The sequence below is a fragment of the Streptomyces gottesmaniae genome (assembly GCF_031845845.1).
Taxonomy (GTDB): domain Bacteria; phylum Actinomycetota; class Actinomycetes; order Streptomycetales; family Streptomycetaceae; genus Streptomyces; species Streptomyces akebiae.
Genome location: NZ_JAVRFJ010000011.1, coordinates 168,341 through 184,748, shown reverse-complemented (window position 1 = coordinate 184,748; position 16,408 = coordinate 168,341). Strand labels below are relative to the sequence as shown.

General features: G+C 70.3%; 14 protein-coding genes. 8 read left to right on the top strand and 6 right to left on the bottom strand.

Annotation, left to right across the window (positions count from 1 at the left end; translation table 11 throughout):
* Positions 1-141 precede the first annotated feature (141 nt).
* The 6 genes from RM704_RS15095 (at position 142) to RM704_RS15070 (ending at position 6,039) form a co-directional block, all read left to right on the top strand.
* Positions 142-420 carry a hypothetical protein gene (locus tag RM704_RS15095; RefSeq protein WP_033525204.1) on the top strand — a complete coding sequence of 93 codons (279 nt, stop codon included), beginning with the start codon at positions 142-144 and terminating at the stop codon, positions 418-420.
* Positions 410-1,465, top strand: a complete 1,056-nt coding sequence (locus RM704_RS15090; protein ID WP_033525203.1) for a polyprenyl synthetase family protein — start codon at positions 410-412, stop codon at positions 1,463-1,465. Before RM704_RS15095 ends, RM704_RS15090 begins: the two co-directional genes overlap by 11 nt.
* 107 nt (positions 1,466-1,572) lie before the next feature.
* Positions 1,573-2,730, top strand: coding sequence for an oxygenase MpaB family protein (locus tag RM704_RS15085; RefSeq protein WP_033525202.1), 1,158 nt, complete (start codon positions 1,573-1,575; stop codon positions 2,728-2,730).
* A gap of 136 nt (positions 2,731-2,866) precedes the next feature.
* The gene (locus RM704_RS15080; protein WP_033525201.1) at positions 2,867-4,552 is read left to right on the top strand and encodes a ribonuclease J; all 1,686 of its coding nucleotides are present in this window, start codon (positions 2,867-2,869) and stop codon (positions 4,550-4,552) included.
* Between the two features lie 109 nt (positions 4,553-4,661).
* Entirely contained in the window at positions 4,662-5,453 is a 792-nt protein-coding gene (locus tag RM704_RS15075; RefSeq protein ID WP_311590634.1) for a polyamine aminopropyltransferase, read from the top strand.
* A gap of 52 nt (positions 5,454-5,505) precedes the next feature.
* Entirely contained in the window at positions 5,506-6,039 is a 534-nt protein-coding gene (locus RM704_RS15070; RefSeq protein ID WP_033525200.1) for a TerD family protein, read from the top strand.
* A gap of 256 nt (positions 6,040-6,295) precedes the next feature.
* Here the strand turns inward: RM704_RS15070 and RM704_RS15065 are convergent, their stop codons facing one another.
* Positions 6,296-7,624, bottom strand: coding sequence for a class I SAM-dependent RNA methyltransferase (locus RM704_RS15065; protein ID WP_033525199.1), 1,329 nt, complete (start codon positions 7,622-7,624; stop codon positions 6,296-6,298).
* Between the two features lie 126 nt (positions 7,625-7,750).
* A complete protein-coding gene (locus RM704_RS15060) occupies positions 7,751-9,826 on the bottom strand; it encodes an APC family permease (RefSeq protein WP_033525198.1) in 2,076 nt (691 codons plus the stop codon).
* 476 nt (positions 9,827-10,302) lie between these two features.
* Here RM704_RS15060 and RM704_RS15055 point away from each other — a divergent pair, with 476 nt between their 5' ends.
* Complete coding sequence (locus RM704_RS15055) at positions 10,303-10,974, top strand: potassium channel family protein (RefSeq protein WP_033525197.1); 672 nt, start codon at positions 10,303-10,305, stop codon at positions 10,972-10,974.
* Positions 10,974-11,651, top strand: coding sequence for a potassium channel family protein (locus tag RM704_RS15050; protein WP_033525196.1), 678 nt, complete (start codon positions 10,974-10,976; stop codon positions 11,649-11,651). The genes RM704_RS15055 and RM704_RS15050 overlap by 1 nt, the downstream gene beginning before the upstream one ends.
* Positions 11,652-11,752: 101 nt before the next feature.
* Here the strand turns inward: RM704_RS15050 and RM704_RS15045 are convergent, their stop codons facing one another.
* From RM704_RS15045 to RM704_RS15030, 4 genes are all read right to left on the bottom strand, one after another.
* A complete protein-coding gene (locus RM704_RS15045; protein WP_033525195.1) occupies positions 11,753-12,511 on the bottom strand; it encodes a DUF3159 domain-containing protein in 759 nt (252 codons plus the stop codon).
* Positions 12,512-12,514: 3 nt separating this feature from the next.
* Positions 12,515-12,913 carry an OB-fold nucleic acid binding domain-containing protein gene (locus tag RM704_RS15040; protein ID WP_078936928.1) on the bottom strand — a complete coding sequence of 133 codons (399 nt, stop codon included), beginning with the start codon at positions 12,911-12,913 and terminating at the stop codon, positions 12,515-12,517.
* Positions 12,914-12,980: 67 nt separating this feature from the next.
* Positions 12,981-13,664 carry a response regulator gene (locus tag RM704_RS15035; RefSeq protein ID WP_033525193.1) on the bottom strand — a complete coding sequence of 228 codons (684 nt, stop codon included), beginning with the start codon at positions 13,662-13,664 and terminating at the stop codon, positions 12,981-12,983.
* 10 nt (positions 13,665-13,674) lie between these two features.
* Positions 13,675-16,314, bottom strand: a complete 2,640-nt coding sequence (locus RM704_RS15030; protein ID WP_033525192.1) for a sensor histidine kinase — start codon at positions 16,312-16,314, stop codon at positions 13,675-13,677.
* Between the last annotated feature and the right edge of the window lie 94 nt (positions 16,315-16,408).

The window sequence follows — 16,408 nt, the reverse complement described above, 5'->3', positions numbered from 1 at the left end:
GCACGGTCGAGCGGGGGGATCACTCGATCGTGAGTTCTTCCGCTGTCGCACCCGATGGGACGCGATGCTCGGAAGGGCGGTGTGCGCCCCAGGGCTTCCTGGATGCACGACCGATGACGGATGCCGGATGAGAGGGGTGGCGTGACGCGAGAAGCGGAACGGCGCGGAGGCTTGGACAGTCAGGCGCTGCTGTTGGCTGCCGGGCTGGCCGATCTGGCGGTGAGCACGGTGGGTTCGGCTCTGGGGACGGTGCGCGGGCTGCTGCGCCGGTCGGACGCACCGGATCTGGCGGCGGAGGCCGAGCACGAGCTCATGGCGCGTGGGCGTCTGGTGCTGGACCGGTACGCGGCCGTGCCACCGGCCCACTTGGAGATCCTCGCCCGGCGTGCCCTGGCCCGGAAGGCCGCCGGTGGCGTCTGACCGGTGGGAGTCGGCCGCGTTCAAGGTCCGCGTGGACGAGGTGCTGCGCGGGTTCGTCACCCGGGAGGCCGACGAGTTCGCGGCGGTCGATCCGATGCTCGACGCGGTCGCCGAGGGGTTGGAGGCGGCGGTCTCCGACGGCAAGCGGCTGCGGGCGGCGTTCTGCTACTGGGGGTGGCGGGCGGTGGGCCAGCCGGACAGCGACGCGCTGGTGCGGGCTGCTGCCTCGATGGAGCTGGTGCATGCCGCCGCGGTCGTGCACGACGACCTCATCGACGACAGCCCGCTACGGCACGGGCGGCCCACCACCCACGTAGCCCTGCTCGGGGCCGTAGGGGCGCGTCCGGACGCCGAAGCCGCCGCGCGGTCGTTGGCGATGCTGGTGGGGGACCTGCTGATGGCGCTGGCCGGGCAGTTGTTCGCCACCAGTGGTCTGCCCGCCGCGTATCTCGTCCGGGCCCGACCGTTCTGGGCGGTGATGGCCCGTGAGCTGATCGCAGGCGAGTGTCTGGAGATCCTGCGGACCGGAGTCGGTCCGGACACCGAGGCAGCGCTGAAGGTGATCCGGTACAAGACCGCCAAGTACACCGTCGAACAGCCCCTGTTGATCGGTGGCGCGCTGGCAGGCGCGGGCGCGCGGCTGCGCGAGGGCTACTCCGCGTACGGGCTGCCTCTGGGGGAGGCGTTCCAGCTGAGGGACGACCTGCTCGGGCTGTTCGGCGACCCCGCGCACACCGGCAAGGCCAACGCCGACGACGTGCGCGGCCGACGGCCCACCGCACTGCTGGCAGAGACATGGCGACTCGCCGACGACTCGCAGCGGGAACTGCTGCACTCGCTGCTGGGCCGGGACGACCCGGGCGGGGAAGGGCTGGACGCGGTGCGCGAGGTGATGCGCCGGCTGAGGGCGCCCGACCGCATCGAGGACATGATCAGGGCACGGGTCGAGGAGGCTCTCGGTGCCCTCCACGAACTGGATCTACCGCCGCACGCCGTCACCGGACTGACCGCGCTGGCTCATTCCGCGGCGGTACGCCTGTCCTGACCGCTCGCATCGGGGCGGCGCGCGAGCCCGCGCTCTCCCGGGGCAGACGCCGCTCCCGCCTGTCGTGGACGCTCCCGAGGAAGATGAGGAACCCTGCCATGCCTGCCATGCCCCACACCGACGCATCGCTGGACGCCCTGCGGCGGGCCGGTGACGAACTCGCCGACGCCACCGTCGCCGAACTCTTCGAACGCGGGGAGGTGGGCAAGTTCAACACCCTGATGCGCTACGTCTCCACCGCCGGCGCTCCCCTGCCGGACGGACTGCCCGACGTCGCACACGCATATCTGGAGGCCACCCGCACCCCGCCGGCCTGGGTGGACTGGGCGGAGATGGAGAAAGCCCGGCTGTTCTTCATCGACAACAACGTGCACATCTCCACCGCGCTGTCCTTCGCCTCCATGCCCGCCTGCTATCTCGTCCCGCACGTGGCGAAGCTGCTGTCGGCCACCCATGGGCTGCGGTATCCCTCCAAACGGATGGCGGAGACCGGCCAGTTCACCGTCCACCTGATGCAGCCCGACGCCTTCGAGGCCGGCAGCCGATTCATCCCGGCCGCCCAGAAGGTCCGCCTCCTGCACGCCTCCATCCGCCATCACCTCACGCGTGAGAACCGCTGGGACACCGCGGCCCACGGGACGCCGATCTGCCAGGAGGACATGATCGGCGGGCAGATGTTCTTCTCGCTGCTCGTCCTGGACAGCCTGCATCGTCTCGGTATCCACATGTCGACGGAGGGCGCGGAAGCGTACTACTACGCCTGGCGCGTCGTCGGCGCCATGCTCGGCGTCGACCAGGACGCCGTTCCCCGAGATCTCGACGAGGCCCGCCGGTTCCTCGACCTGTACATGGTGCGGCACATGGGGCCGTCCGACGAGGGCACCCATCTGACCCGGCAGCTGATCGACCTCTACGAGGAGGTGGTGCCCGGCACCTTCTTCGACCCGGTCGTCTCCGCCCTCATCCGCCATCTCATCGGCGACACCTGCGCCGACTGGCTCCATGTGCCGCGCACGTCGTGGGACACCCTTGTCAAGGCAGTGCCCCACCTCCTCGGCGTCCTGGAGACCATCGAGGACCGCTCCCCGCTCGGCGCCTGGGCCCTGGACCGCCTCGGCCACCTCACCACGGTCCTGGAGCTGTCCTCACTCACCCGTGGGCGGGTCATGCACTACGCGATCCCCGAAACCCTCAAGAAGGACTACGGCCTCTCGCCCACGGTGCCTCGCACCCGCCGGTGGGTCCCGCCGGCCGCCGGTGTCTGACGCCCCGCGCGCTCCGTGAGAAGGGGTCGCGGCTCGGCAGCCGTGCCGGGCAGAGGCACCCCGGCAGCACACCGCACATCGCGTCCACGGTGCGGGCAAGCGATCAGCGCGGCGCAGTCTTCGATAACGTGAGCGTATGAGCCATCCGCACCCAGAACTCAAAGCCGCCCCGCCGCTGCCGGACGGAGGACTCAGGGTCACCGCCCTGGGCGGCCTGGGCGAAATCGGCCGGAACATGACCGTCTTCGAGTACGCAGGCAAACTGCTGATCGTCGACTGCGGTGTGCTGTTCCCGGAGGAGAACCAGCCCGGCGTGGACGTGATCCTCCCCGACTTCACCTCCATCCGGGACCGCCTCGACGACATCGTCGCCGTCGTCCTCACCCACGGCCACGAGGACCACATCGGCGGCGTGCCCTATCTCCTGCGGGAGCGGGCGGACATCCCCCTCGTCGGCTCGAAGCTCACCCTCGCCTTCATCGAGGCCAAGCTCAAGGAGCACGGGATCAGGCCCCGCACGGTGCGTGTGCGCGAGGGCGACCGGCGCGGCTTCGGCCCCTTCGACTGCGAGTTCGTAGCGGTCAACCACTCCATCCCGGACAGCCTCGCGGTGGCCCTGCGCACCGGAGCCGGCATGGTGCTGCACACCGGTGACTTCAAGATGGACCAGTTCCCCCTGGACGACCGCATCACCGACCTGCGTGCCTTCGCCCGCCTCGGCGAGGAGGGTGTGGACCTGTTCCTCACCGACTCCACCAATGCCGAGGTCCCCGGCTTCACCACCTCCGAACGCGAACTGAACCCCGCGATCGAACAGGTGATGCGCACCGCACCCCGGCGGGTCATCGTCTCCAGCTTCGCCAGCCACGTGCACCGCATCCAGCAGGTCCTGGACGCCGCCCACCAGCACGGCCGCAAGGTGGCCTTCGTGGGCCGCTCCATGGTCCGCAACATGGGCATCGCCCGCGACCTGGGCTACCTCAAGGTTCCGCCCAACCTGATCGTGAACACCAAGGAGCTGGAGAAGCTCCCCGCCAACCAGGTCACCCTGGTGTGCACCGGGTCCCAGGGCGAACCGATGGCCGCCCTGTCCCGGATGGCCAACCGCGACCACCAGATCCGCATCGGCAAGGGCGACACCGTCCTGCTCGCCAGTTCCCTCATCCCCGGCAACGAGAACGCCATCTACCGGGTGATCAACGGCCTGACCCGGTGGGGCGCCAACGTCGTCCACAAGGGCAACGCGAAGGTGCACGTCTCCGGCCACGCCAGCGCCGGCGAACTCGTCTACTGCTACAACATCGTCCGCCCCCGCAACGTCATGCCCGTACACGGCGAGTTCCGTCACCTGCGGGCCAACGCCGATCTCGCCATCCGCACCGGCGTCGATCCCGATCGGGTCGTCATCGCCGAGGACGGGGTCGTCGTCGACCTCGTCGACGGCCGCGTCTCCATCACCGGCAAGGTGCCCGCGGGCAACGTCTACGTGGACGGCATGGAAGTCGGCGGTGCCACCGAGGCGTCCCTCAAGGACCGGGTCACCCTCGCGCAGGAGGGCGTCATCACGGTCGTGGCCATCGTCGACGCCGACACCGGCGGGCTGGCCGAGGCCCCCGACTTCCTGGCTCGCGGCTTCGTGCACGACGACACCACCTTCGAGCCGGTGATCCCCGTCATCGAGAAGACGCTGGCCACCGCCGCCCAGGAGGGCGTCGGCGACGCCCACCAGCTCGAACAGCTCATCGCCCGGGCCGTGGCCAACTGGGCCTTCCGCACCCACCGCCGCAGGCCGCTGATCATCCCCGTCATCATCGACGCCTGAGAGCGGGCCGTCACCTCGACTCCCCGCTCCCGCACCGGGAGCGGGGAGCTCGCGTCACCACGCCCGGCCACCGCCCCGGTGCGTCCACGAACGTCAGAAAGGTGAACGGATGAGCCTGCGCCTGGAGGAGATCGACTGGCAGCCGACGCCGATGGGCGAGATCAGTCTGCGCCGACGCCGTCACCCGGTCTCCGCGGAGGACGTGTACGAGGTGAAACTCGGCGACGAGTTCCTGATGTCCAGCCTCTTCACCGCCGGCGAGATCGCGCTCGCGGAACTGGCCCTGGCGCAACTGCCGGACGCCGACATGGACGTGGCCGTCGGTGGACTCGGACTCGGCTACACCGCCCAGGCGGCCCTGGACGATCCCCGGGTGCGCTCGCTGACCGTGATCGACGCGCTCGCCGAAGTCATCGGCTGGCACCGACGGCACCTGGTGCCCCTCGGAGCCCGGCTCACGTCGGACGACCGCTGCCGCCTGGTCCACGGCGACTTCTTCGCACTGGCCGCCGACCCCCGCGGTCTTGACCCCGAGGAGCCGGGCCGTCGCTTCCACGCCATCCTGCTGGACGTCGACCATTCACCACGCCATGTGCTCCACCCGCGCCACGCGGCGCTCTACCAGCCCGCCGGGCTTCGCGCTCTCGCCGCTCACCTCCACCCAGGCGGCGTGTTCGCCCTGTGGTCCAACGACCCGCCCGACGAGCAGTTCACCTCCGCCCTCACCGAAGTCTTCGCACGCGCAGAGGCCCGTGTCGTCGCCTTCGACAACCCCCTGCAGGGCGGCACCTCGACCAACACCGTCTACCTGGCCGGCAAGGCACCGACTCGCTCGCACTGCCACACGTCGAAGGAGCCGACCGTAGAGGGCGTCAACGAAGGGGCGGAGAAGCATACTTGACCATGCGGGGGACCACCCCGCAGGGGCTTGGCAGAGGAAAGGCGGCAAACCGGTGAGCGGCGGCAGCCAGGCAGTGAAGAAGGCCGAAGTACGGCTCAAGTGGGACCCGAGTCACTGGGAGCAGCCACACCACCATCTCGACATCATCGCCACGACCTACTCGACGGACGCCCCCCACGGGCGGCCGGTGTACGTCGTCCATTTCGACAGCCGCTCACCGGACGGCACCATCAACGTGAGCCGGCACAGCCAGACCGGTCAGGGCTTCGGCTACGTCGAAGTGATGACCCTGGAGCTCGATCGCCTCGCTCCCTCCTTCGCCCGGGTGGTCGTAGGCGTGGCGATCCACCAGGACAGCGGCCCCAAGACCTTCGGCGACCTGTCGAACGCCGGGGTGCTGGTTGTCGAGGGGTACAGGGAACTCCTGAAGGCCGACCTCGCGCGGGTCTCCGGATCCACCGCGGCGACGGTCGCGGAGTTCACCCGGGATGCTTCGGGAGCCTGGGAGTTCCACGAGATGGTCCGAGGGTTCGACAGCGACCCCAAGATCTTCACCACGGAGATGGGCAGCGCCCCACAGCCCTGAGTGACGCAACAGCCGCGCCATGAGCGGGGATACCGGCGGAGCGCTCGAGCACCGGACGACGTACGTCATGTGCTGGACCAGGACGGGAAGTCGGGCAGACCGCGGATCCGGCGGACGGCGGCCCGGGGGGCTGGACCGCACGGCGGGCATCCCGCGAGGGGCGTTCGCGGCGGGTGCTCTCCCGCCGTCCGCAGGTCGGGCGAAGTCATGTCCCGAAAAGAGGTCGAACGACCTACGGAGGCCGAAAACCTGCAGGTCAGCGACTCTTTGCGGCCGGCTCCAGGATCGCCACGCACTCCACATGATGCGTCATCGGAAACAGATCGAACGCCCGAAGCATCCGCACCCGGTACCCGCCCTCCCGGAAGTACCCCAGGTCGCGCGCCAGCGCGGCCGGGTCGCAGGCCACGTAGGCGATGCGGCGGGCGCTCAGTGACGACAGGTGCTGGACGGTCTTGCGGCCCGCCCCGGCGCGCGGCGGGTCCAGGACGATGAGGTCGACCTCCGTGATACCCGTGCGCGGCAACACCGCCTCGACCTTGCCCTGTTCGATCCGCACCCGGTCGAAGTCGGCGAGGTTGTGCCGCGCGTCCTCGACCGCGCGCTTACCGGACTCGATGCCGAGGACGGCACCCTTGTCGCCGACGCGGTCGGCGAGGGCGCCCGCGAACAGGCCCACCCCGCAGTAGAGGTCCAGCGCCATGTCGCCCTTGCGCGGCAGCAGGCCCTGCATGACGGCCTTGACCAGGGTGTCCGCGGCCATGGGGTGGACCTGCCAGAATCCGCCGCTGCCCACCCGGTACGTGCGGTCGTCGGCGCGCTCACGGACGAAGGGGCGGCCGTGGACGCGGTGCACGCCCCCGTCCTTCTCCTCGACCCGCATCACGGACACCGGCTTGTCCAGCTCCACGATCGGCAGGCGCGCACCCGGCCGGGGTTCGAGGATGACCTGGCGGTCCTGGGAACCCGTCGCCGCGATCGCGTCGATCGACGCCATGCCCGTCCAGTCGCGCTTCTCGATGCCCAGCTCGGACACGCCCGGTGCCGCGATCATGCAGTGGTCGATCGGCTCGACCTCGTGCGAGCGGTGGCGGCGCAGACCGGCGCGCCCCGACTCGTCCACCGCGTACTGCACCCGCGTCCGCCACGCCGGGACCTCGCCCGCCGGCAGCTTGTCGCCCTCGGCCGGCATCACGGTGCCGTCCCAGCCCGCCTCCTCGGGGGTGAGACCCGCGAGGCGCTGCAGCTGTTCGGCGATGACCTCGCCCTTGAAGCGGCGCTGGGCGCCCGGCTTGGCGTGCTGCCAGTCGCAGCCGCCGCAGCGGCCGGGGCCGGCGTAGGGGCAGGGGGCCTCGACCCGGTCCTTGGAGGCCGACAGGATGGAGACAGCGTCGGCCCGCAGGAAGCGGGCACCCTCCTCGCCGTCGGTCACCCGCGCCACGACCCGCTCGCCGGGCAGCGCGTGCCGGACGAAGAGGACCTGTCCCTCGGAGGTACGGGCGATGCAGTGGCCGCCGTGGGCGACGGGGCCCACCTCGACCTCGTACTCCTCTCCCACCAGCGATTTCTTCGGTTCTGCCTGCATGGTGGGGTGACTCCAGAGAGAGGAAAGCGAAAACGGCCGGACAACAGCCCACCAGTCTACGTGGGTGCCGTCCGACCGTTTACCACGAGCGGCGGCTCGCGGGTGAACTCCGGCTCTCGGCGAGCGTCAGTTCTCGTCGGCCGAGGACGTGGTCGACGTCCTGGCCGGTGGCTCCTTGGGACGCTCGTCCGCCGGACCACGCCGTACCGACCCCGGCGCACTCCAGTCCTGCCGCTTGCGCGCCCGGCGCTTGGCGACCTCGGAGGACTCCAGCTGGTAGGGCACGGAGGTCACCATGACACCCGGCGTGAAGAGCAGCCGGCCCTTGAGCCGGAGTGCGCTCTGGTTGTGCAGCAGGTGCTCGTACCAGTGGCCGACCACGTACTCGGGGATGATCACCGACACCGCGTCGCGCGGGGACTCCTTGCGCAGCCCCTTGACGTACTCGATCACGGGCCGCGTGACCTCGCGGTACGGCGAGTCGAGGACCTTCAGCGGTACGTCGATGCCGCGCCGCGTCCACTCCTCCTGGAGTGCCCTGGTCTCCACCGGGTCGACGTTGACGCTCAGCGCCTCCAGCGTGTGGGAGCGCATCAGCTTCGCGTAGGCGAGGGCCCGCAGGGTGGGACGGTGGATCTTGGAGATCAGCACCACCGAGTGGACCCGGGACGGTCGGACGACGTCGTCGCTCGGGCCGTCCGGCGCGGCGAGTTCCGCGGCGACCCGGTCGTAGTGCTTACGGATGGCCGTCATCGTCGCGTAGAAGATCACCATGCCGAGGAGGGCGACCCAGGCGCCGTGCGTGAACTTGGTGCCGAGGACGACGATCAGCACCAGGCCCGTGAAGAAGGCGCCGAAGGTGTTGATCGCCCGCGAGCGGATCATGTGGCGGCGCTTGGCCGGGTCCTTCTCCGTCCGCAGGTGCCGGTTCCAGTGCCGGACCATGCCGGTCTGGCTGAGTGTGAAGGAGACGAACACACCCACGATGTAGAGCTGGATGAGGCGCGTGGAGTCGGCGCCGTAGATCCACACCAGGAGCACGGCGGCGCCCGCGAGGAGCACGATGCCGTTGGAGAAGGCGAGGCGGTCGCCGCGGGTGTGCAGCTGGCGCGGGAGGTAGCGGTCCTGGGCGAGGATCGAGCCGAGCAGCGGGAAGCCGTTGTACGCGGTGTTCGCGGCCAGGAAGAGGACCAGCGCGGTGGCGGCGGCCAGTACGACGAAGAGGAAGGTGCCGTCACCGAAGACGGCCGCCGCGACCTGGGAGATCACGGGGTTCTGGACGTAGGAGTCGCCGACCGGGGTGCCGTCGCGCACCAGGTCGACCGCCGGGTTCTCGGCCATCCGCACGTTGGTGGCCATGGCCAGGCCGATGATGCCGCAGAACATGGTGACGGCGAAGAAGCCCATCAGGGCCAGGGTGGTGGCCGCGTTCCTCGACTTGGGCTTGCGGAAGGCGGGCACGCCGTTGGAGATCGCCTCGACACCGGTGAGCGCGGCGCAGCCGGAGGAGAAGGCGCGCAGCAGCAGGAAGACCAGCGCGAAGCCGGCGAGCCCCTGGTGCTCGGGCTTGATCTCCAGATCGGCGGTGGGCGCCCGCATCGTCTCGTCGAGCACCAGCCCCCGGAACGCGCCCCACGCGATCATCAGGAAGACGCCGACGACGAAGACGTACGTCGGGATCGCGAACAGCTTCCCGGACTCCTTCACCCCGCGCAGGTTCATCAGCGTGAGCAGCACGATGATGCCGATCGCGCACAGCACCTTGTGCTCGACGAAGAAGGGGACGGCCGAGCCGAGGTTCTCCACGCCGGAGGAGATGGACACGGCGACGGTGAGGACGTAGTCGACGAGGAGCGCGCTGGCGACGGTGAGGCCGGCCCGGGGGCCGAGGTTGGTGTTGGCCACCTCGTAGTCGCCGCCGCCGCTCGGGTAGGCGTGCACGTTCTGCCGGTACGACGCCACCACGGTGAACATCAGCACGACGACCGCGACGGCGATCCAGGGGCTGAAGTGGTAGGCCGACACGCCCGCGATGGAGAGGACCAGCAGCACCTCGCCGGGTGCGTACGCCACGGAGGAGAGCGGGTCGGAGGCGAAGACGGGGAGTGCGATGCGCTTCGGCAGGAGCGTTTCGCCCAGCCGGTCGCTGCGCAGAGCGCGCCCGATCAGAATCCGTTTGGGCACGTCGGTCAGTTTGGACACGGAGAGGATCGTAAGCGCCCCGACTGGTTCTGGGCACATCCGGGTGAAATCCCGGCGGGCCCCGGGGTGAAATCGGTCCGGCGACGGCTGCGAAGTGCGTCACGTCACGCATCCTCCGGTCTGATGAACTGCGTCCTCACGTCTGTATGACGAAATTCCGTCGGTCCCGTGCACGTGCCGTGTGTGTGGCGGGTGTCCGACGGAACCCGTGACGTTTCCGCCCCCCCTCACTCCCTGGAGGCCCCATGCAGGCCGCGACCGCTGAGCTGATCGGCGCTCTCGCCTCCCTCGTCGGACTCGGCTTCCTGACGAGGACCAGCGTCCGCCGGATCAGTCGTCGACGTCCCACGATGTGACGACCCATGGATGCACGGGGGTGCCCCCGGCGGACCGCGCGTGTGTAGCTTGGGCGACGGTCTGAGACCCTGTTTCGACGTTTCGGCTGAACAGTAGCTATTGACACCGGAAGGACGGTCGTGCACATCGTCATCATGGGCTGCGGGCGAGTGGGTTCCACCCTCGCCCAGACCCTGGAGCAACAGGGGCACACGGTCGCCGTGATCGACCAGGACCCCACGGCCTTCCGTCGTCTGGGCTCGGGTTTCGGCGGCCGGCGCGTCACCGGGGTCGGCTTCGACCGCGACACCCTGCGTGAGGCGGGCATCGAGGAGGCGGGCGCGTTCGCCGCCGTCTCCAGCGGCGACAACTCCAACATCATCGCCGCCCGGGTCGCCCGCGAGATGTTCGGCATCGAGAACGTGGCGGCACGGATCTACGACCCCCGCCGCGCCGAGGTCTACCAGCGTCTGGGCATTCCGACGGTCGCCACGGTCCGCTGGACCGCCGACCAGATGCTCCGCCGACTGCTGCCGTCCGGCGCCGAACCCCTGTGGCGCGACCCCACCGGCGGCGTCCAACTCGCCGAGGTGCACGCCTCGTCGGCCTGGGTGGGCCACAAGATCAGCAAGATGCAGGAGGAGACCGGTGTCCGGGTCGCCTTCCTGACCCGCCTGGGCGAGGCGATCCTGCCGTCCTCGCAGACGGTGCTGCAGGAGGGCGACCTCGTGCACGTGATGATGCGGACGGACGACGTGGAGAAGGTCGAGGCGTCCTTCGCCGAGGGCCCCGACGAGGAGGGCGGTCACTGATGAGGGTCGCCATTGCCGGAGCCGGAGCGGTCGGTCGCTCGATCGCGGGCGAACTGCTGGAGAACGGCCACGAGGTCCTTCTCATCGACAAGGCGCCGACCGCCATCTCGGTCGAGCGCGTGCCCCAGGCGGAGTGGCTGCTGGCCGACGCCTGCGAGATCACGTCCCTGGACGAGGCGGCACTCCAGCGCTGCAACGTCGTCATCGCCGCGACCGGTGACGACAAGGTCAACCTGGTCGTCTCGCTGCTGGCGAAGACGGAGTACGGGGTTCCGCGTGTCGTCGCCCGCGTCAACAACCCCAAGAACGAGTGGCTGTTCAACGAGTCCTGGGGCGTGGACGTGGCCGTGTCGACCCCCCGGCTGATGTCGGCGCTGGTCGAGGAGGCCGTGAGCGTCGGCGACCTGGTCCGGCTGCTCCGTTTCAGCCACGGCGACGCCAACCTCGTCGAGCTGACCCTGCCGCCGGAGTCGGCGCTGGCGGGCACCCAGGTCGGTGAGGTCGAGTGGCCGGAGGACACCTCCCTGGTCACCATCATCCGCGGCACCCGGGTCCTCACCCCGACCTCGGACGACTCCCTGGAGGCGGGCGACGAGCTCCTCTTCGTGGCCGCCCAGGCCCGCGAGGAGCAGCTGGAGGACCTGCTGTCGGTACGCCGCGAGGACGCGACGAGCTGACACGGGGGCCCACGATCACGTGGTGCACGACGGCGAAGGGGCGCCCCGAATTCTCGGGGCGCCCCTTCGCGTCATGTACCCGGGTGTCTGGTCGGCGGTGTCTAGTCGGCCGAGCGCGCCGCGGCCTTCCGCTCCTCCGCCGCCCGCTCCTCCGCCTCCATCTCCGCGAACACGTCGATCGGGGCCGGCGCCTTGGCCAGGAAGATCCAGGTCAGCCAGACGGCGAGCAGGAACGGCGGGATCTTCAGGGCGATGAGGACCCAGCCGAGCTGCGTGGTGTCGGCCCACCAGTAGAGCGGGAAGAGGATCGCGCACTTGCCGAGCAGGATCGCGCCCCAGGCGTAACTCGCCTTCGCGTACGCCTTCTTGCGTCCGGGGTTACGGGTCCGCCAGGAGAGGTTCTCCTTGAAGACCGGGCCGAGCATCAGACCGATCAGCGGCACGCCGGCCAGCGTCGTGATGATGTACGCGCATCCGAGGCCCAGCGTGTAGAGCATGCCCGGCAGATAGAAGTCCTTGGCGTTGCCGGTCATCATCGCGAAGACCACACCGAAGGCGACTCCGAAGACACCGCTGAAGGCGTGCTTGACGGTGTCCTTCATGACCAGCCGCACCACGACCAGCAGGACGGAGACGCCGAGGGCCGCGAGGGCCGCCGAGTGCAGGTCCTTGTTGATCGTGTAGATGGAGACGAAGAGCAGGCCCGGGAGCACGGTCTCGACCATGCCGCGCACGCCGCCGAACGCCTCGAACAGCGCGGCCTCCGTCACCGCCCTGGAGTCGTGCGAGCCGTCCTGTCCGCCCTGGGCGTCCTGGGCGCCGCGCTGGGCGTCTTCCGTCGGCTTGTCGAGCGACGTCACCGGCTACTCCCGTCCGAGCGGTCTGAGTTCGTACTTCGGATTGAACAGCACCCTACGGCCCCGGCTCATCGAGATCCGGCCGGAGGCGATCAGCCTGCGCCCCGGCTCTATGCCGACGATGGAGCGTCTGCCCAGCCACACCACGTCCAGGGCGGCCGAACCGTCGAACAGCTCGGCCTCCAGGGCCGGGACACCGGCCCGGGGGCGCAGCGTGACCGTGCGCAAGGTACCAGTAACGGTCACTATCTGTCGGTCGTGGCAGTCACATATACGCGTGCAGCCCGCGGTGTCCGCGTCCTCGCGCAGCTCCTCCGACTCCAGGTCCGTCTGGGACGAGGAGAGCCGGTCGAGCATGCGCCGGAAACGGCCCGCCGGCTTCTCGGAACGAGGAACAGCACTCATGACAAAAAGCGTACCGGGGTCCGCCGACAGTCCAGCACCCCCTTACGCGGCATCCGCGCACCGCGTCTCACTTCTCGAAGCGATATCCCATCCCCGCCTCGGTGATGAAGTGCCGGGGCCGCGACGGGTCGCCCTCCAGCTTGCGCCGCAGCTGGGCCATGTAGACCCGCAGGTAGTTGGTCTCCGTCCCGTACGACGGCCCCCACACCTCCTGGAGCAGCTGCCTCTGGCTGACCAGACGCCCGGTGTTGCGGACCAGGACCTCCAGGAGGTGCCACTCGGTGGGGGTGAGCCGGACGTCCCTGCCGTCCCGGTTCACCTTCTTCGCGGCCAGGTCGACGGTGAAGTCGTCCGTCTCCACGATCACGTCGCCCTCCTCGCCGCCCACGGGCTCCGCGCGCCGGACGGCGGCGCGCAGCCGGGCGAGCAGCTCGTCCATGCCGAAGGGCTTGGTGACGTAGTCGTCGGCGCCCGCGTCCAGGGCCTCGACCTTCTCGTCGGAGGTGTGCCGGGCGGAGAGCACGATGATCGGCACCCGGGTCCAGCCGCGCAGCCCCTTGATCACCTCGACGCCGTCCATGTCGGGCAGTCCGAGATCGAGGACGACGACGTCGGGGTGCCGGGCGGCGGCGAGTGCGAGCGCGGTCGCCCCGTCGTGGGCGGCGTCGGCCTCGTACTCGCGGGCCTTCAGATTGATCACGAGCGCACGCACGATCTGCGGCTCGTCGTCGACCACGAGCACCCTGGTCATATGGACCGCCTCATCCGGTTCGCCTCTCTGCCGATGTGGGCGTGCCGCCCGACGCGTCGTCGGCCGTGTCCGCCGACGGGGCGGCGCCCGCCGACGTAGACGCGTCCACGGCCGGACCGGTGCCCGACGAGGCCGTATCGGGCCCGGAGCCGTTGGGCGCTGCCCGTACGGTGAGCACCATGGTGAGCCCTCCGCCGGGGGTGTCCTCGGCGTCGAGCGTGCCGCCCATGGCCTCGGCGAAGCCCCGGGCGACGGCGAGCCCCAGGCCGACGCCGGTTCCGCGCGGGGCGTCGCCGTGGCGCTGGAAGGGGGCGAAGATGCGGTCCTTGGCCTCGTCGGGGACGCCGGGGCCGCGGTCGGTGACCCGCACCTCGACACGGCCGCCGAGGGCGCTCGCGGAGACCTGGACGGGCGTCCCGGGCGGACTGTACTTGACGGCGTTCTCGACGATGTTGGCGACCGAGCGCTCCAGCAGCCCGGGGTCGACGGCGACCATGGGCAGGCTCTCGGGGATCTCCAGCCCGACACTGCCCTCCGGGACACCGCCGAGCGCCATCGGCACCACCTCGTCGAGGTCGATCTCGCGGATCAGTGTGGTGACCGTGCCGGTCTGCAGCCGGGACATGTCGAGGAGGTTGCCCACGAGGTGGTCGAGCCGGTCGGCGCCGTACTCGATCCCTGCGAGCAGTTCGGCCTCGTCCTCCCGCGACCAGGCCACGTCGTCGGAGCGCAGCGACGACACGGCGGCCTTGATCCCGGCCAGCGGGGTGCGCAGATCGTGGCTGACGGCGGCGAGGAGCGCGGTGCGGATGCGGTTGCCCTCGGCCAGCGCCTTGGCCTGGTCGGCCTCCTGCTGGAGGCGTCGGCGGTCCAGGACGACGGCGGCCTGGGCGGCGAACGCGGCCAGCACCCGGCGGTCCTCGGCGGGCAGGACGCGTCCGGAGAGGGCGAGCGCCATGTGGTCCCCGACCGGCATGTCCACGTCCGCGGCCTCGGGACGGTCCATCTGCCGGGGGCCCACGCTGCCCGCGCAGGTCCACGGGTCGACATCGCTCTCGCGCTCCAGCAGGGCCACGGACTCCATCCCGAAGGTCTCGCGCACCCGTTCGAGGAGGGCCTCCAGGCTGGTCTCGCCGCGCAGCACACTGCCCGCCAGGAAGGACAGGATCTCGGACTCGGCGCGCAGCCGGGCCGCCTGTTGGGTGCGCCGGGCCGCGAGGTCCACCACGGAGGCCACCGCCACCGCGACGCCTATGAAGACCACGATGGCGACGATGTTCGTCGGGTCGTCGACCGTCAGCGTGTGCACCGGTGGGGTGAAGAACCAGTTGAGCAGCAGCGAGCCGAGCACGGCCGCGGCCAGGGCGGGCAGCAGACCGCCGAGCAGGGCCGCGGCCACCGTCAGCGTCAGGAAGAGCAGCATGTCGTTGGCGAGACCCAGGTCGGTCTCGAAGGCGGCCAGCAGCGGCGCGAGCAGCAGGGGTCCCACCGTCCCGACCAGCCAGCCTGAGACCGTCCGGGCGCGGCCGAGCCGCGCACCCCGGGCGACGGGCAGTCCACGTCCCTTGCCCGCCTCGTCGTGCGTGATCAGGTGGACGTCCAGGTCGGGCCCGGAGTCCCGGGCGACGGTGGCGCCGACGCCCGGCCCGAAGACGTACTGCCAGCTCTTGCGGCGCGAGACGCCCAGCACTATCTGGGTGGCGTTGACACCGCGCGCGAAGGCCAGCAGCGCGGCGGGGACGTCGTCGCCGACGACGTGGTGGAAGGTGCCGCCGAGGTCCTCGACGAGGGTGCGCTGGACGGCGAGTTCCTTGGGCGAGGCGGAGGTCAGCCCGTCACTGCGGGCGATGTAGACGGCCATGACCTCGCCGCCTGCGCCCTTCTCGGCGAGCCGGGCGGCTCTGCGCAGGAGGGTCCTCCCCTCGCGGCCGCCGGTCAGCCCGACCACGATCCGCTCGCGGGAGCCCCAGATCCGCGACACCTGGTGCTCGCTGCGGTAGGCGTTGAGGTACTCGTCGACCCGGTCCGCCACCCACAGCAGTGCCAGCTCCCGCAGCGCGGTCAGGTTGCCGGGGCGGAAGTAGTTCGACAGCGCGGCGTCGACCTTGTCCGGCTGGTAGACGTTGCCGTGCGCCATCCGCCGTCGCAGGGCCTGTGGCGACATGTCGACCAGCTCTATCTGGTCCGCCCGCCGCACCACCTCGTCGGGGACGGTCTCGCGCTGCCGTACGCCGGTTATCGACTCGACGACGTCACCGAGGGACTCCAGATGCTGGATGTTGACGGTCGAGACCACGTCGATGCCGGCGGCGAGCAGGTTCTCGACGTCCTGCCAGCGCTTCTCGTTGCGGGAGCCGGGCACGTTGGTGTGGGCCAGCTCGTCCACGAGGGCCACCCGGGGCCGTCGGGCGAGAACGGCGTCCACGTCCATCTCGGTGAAGACCGTGTCCCGGTACTCCAGCGTCCGACGCGGGATCTGCTCCAGTCCGTGCAGCATCACCTCGGTGCGCGGTCGGCCGTGGTGCTCCACGACGGCCACCACGCAGTCGGTACCGCGTTCGATCCGGCGGTGCGCTTCGGACAGCATCGCGTACGTCTTGCCGACGCCCGGTGCCGCACCGAGGTAGATCCGAAGCTTTCCGCGTCCCATGTCCCCATCGTCTTCCCGTGACCACTGCCTACACAGCGTCGACCTTACGGCCAATAATCACGGCAAAACGGGCAGAGGCGACCGGAGGCCGCCT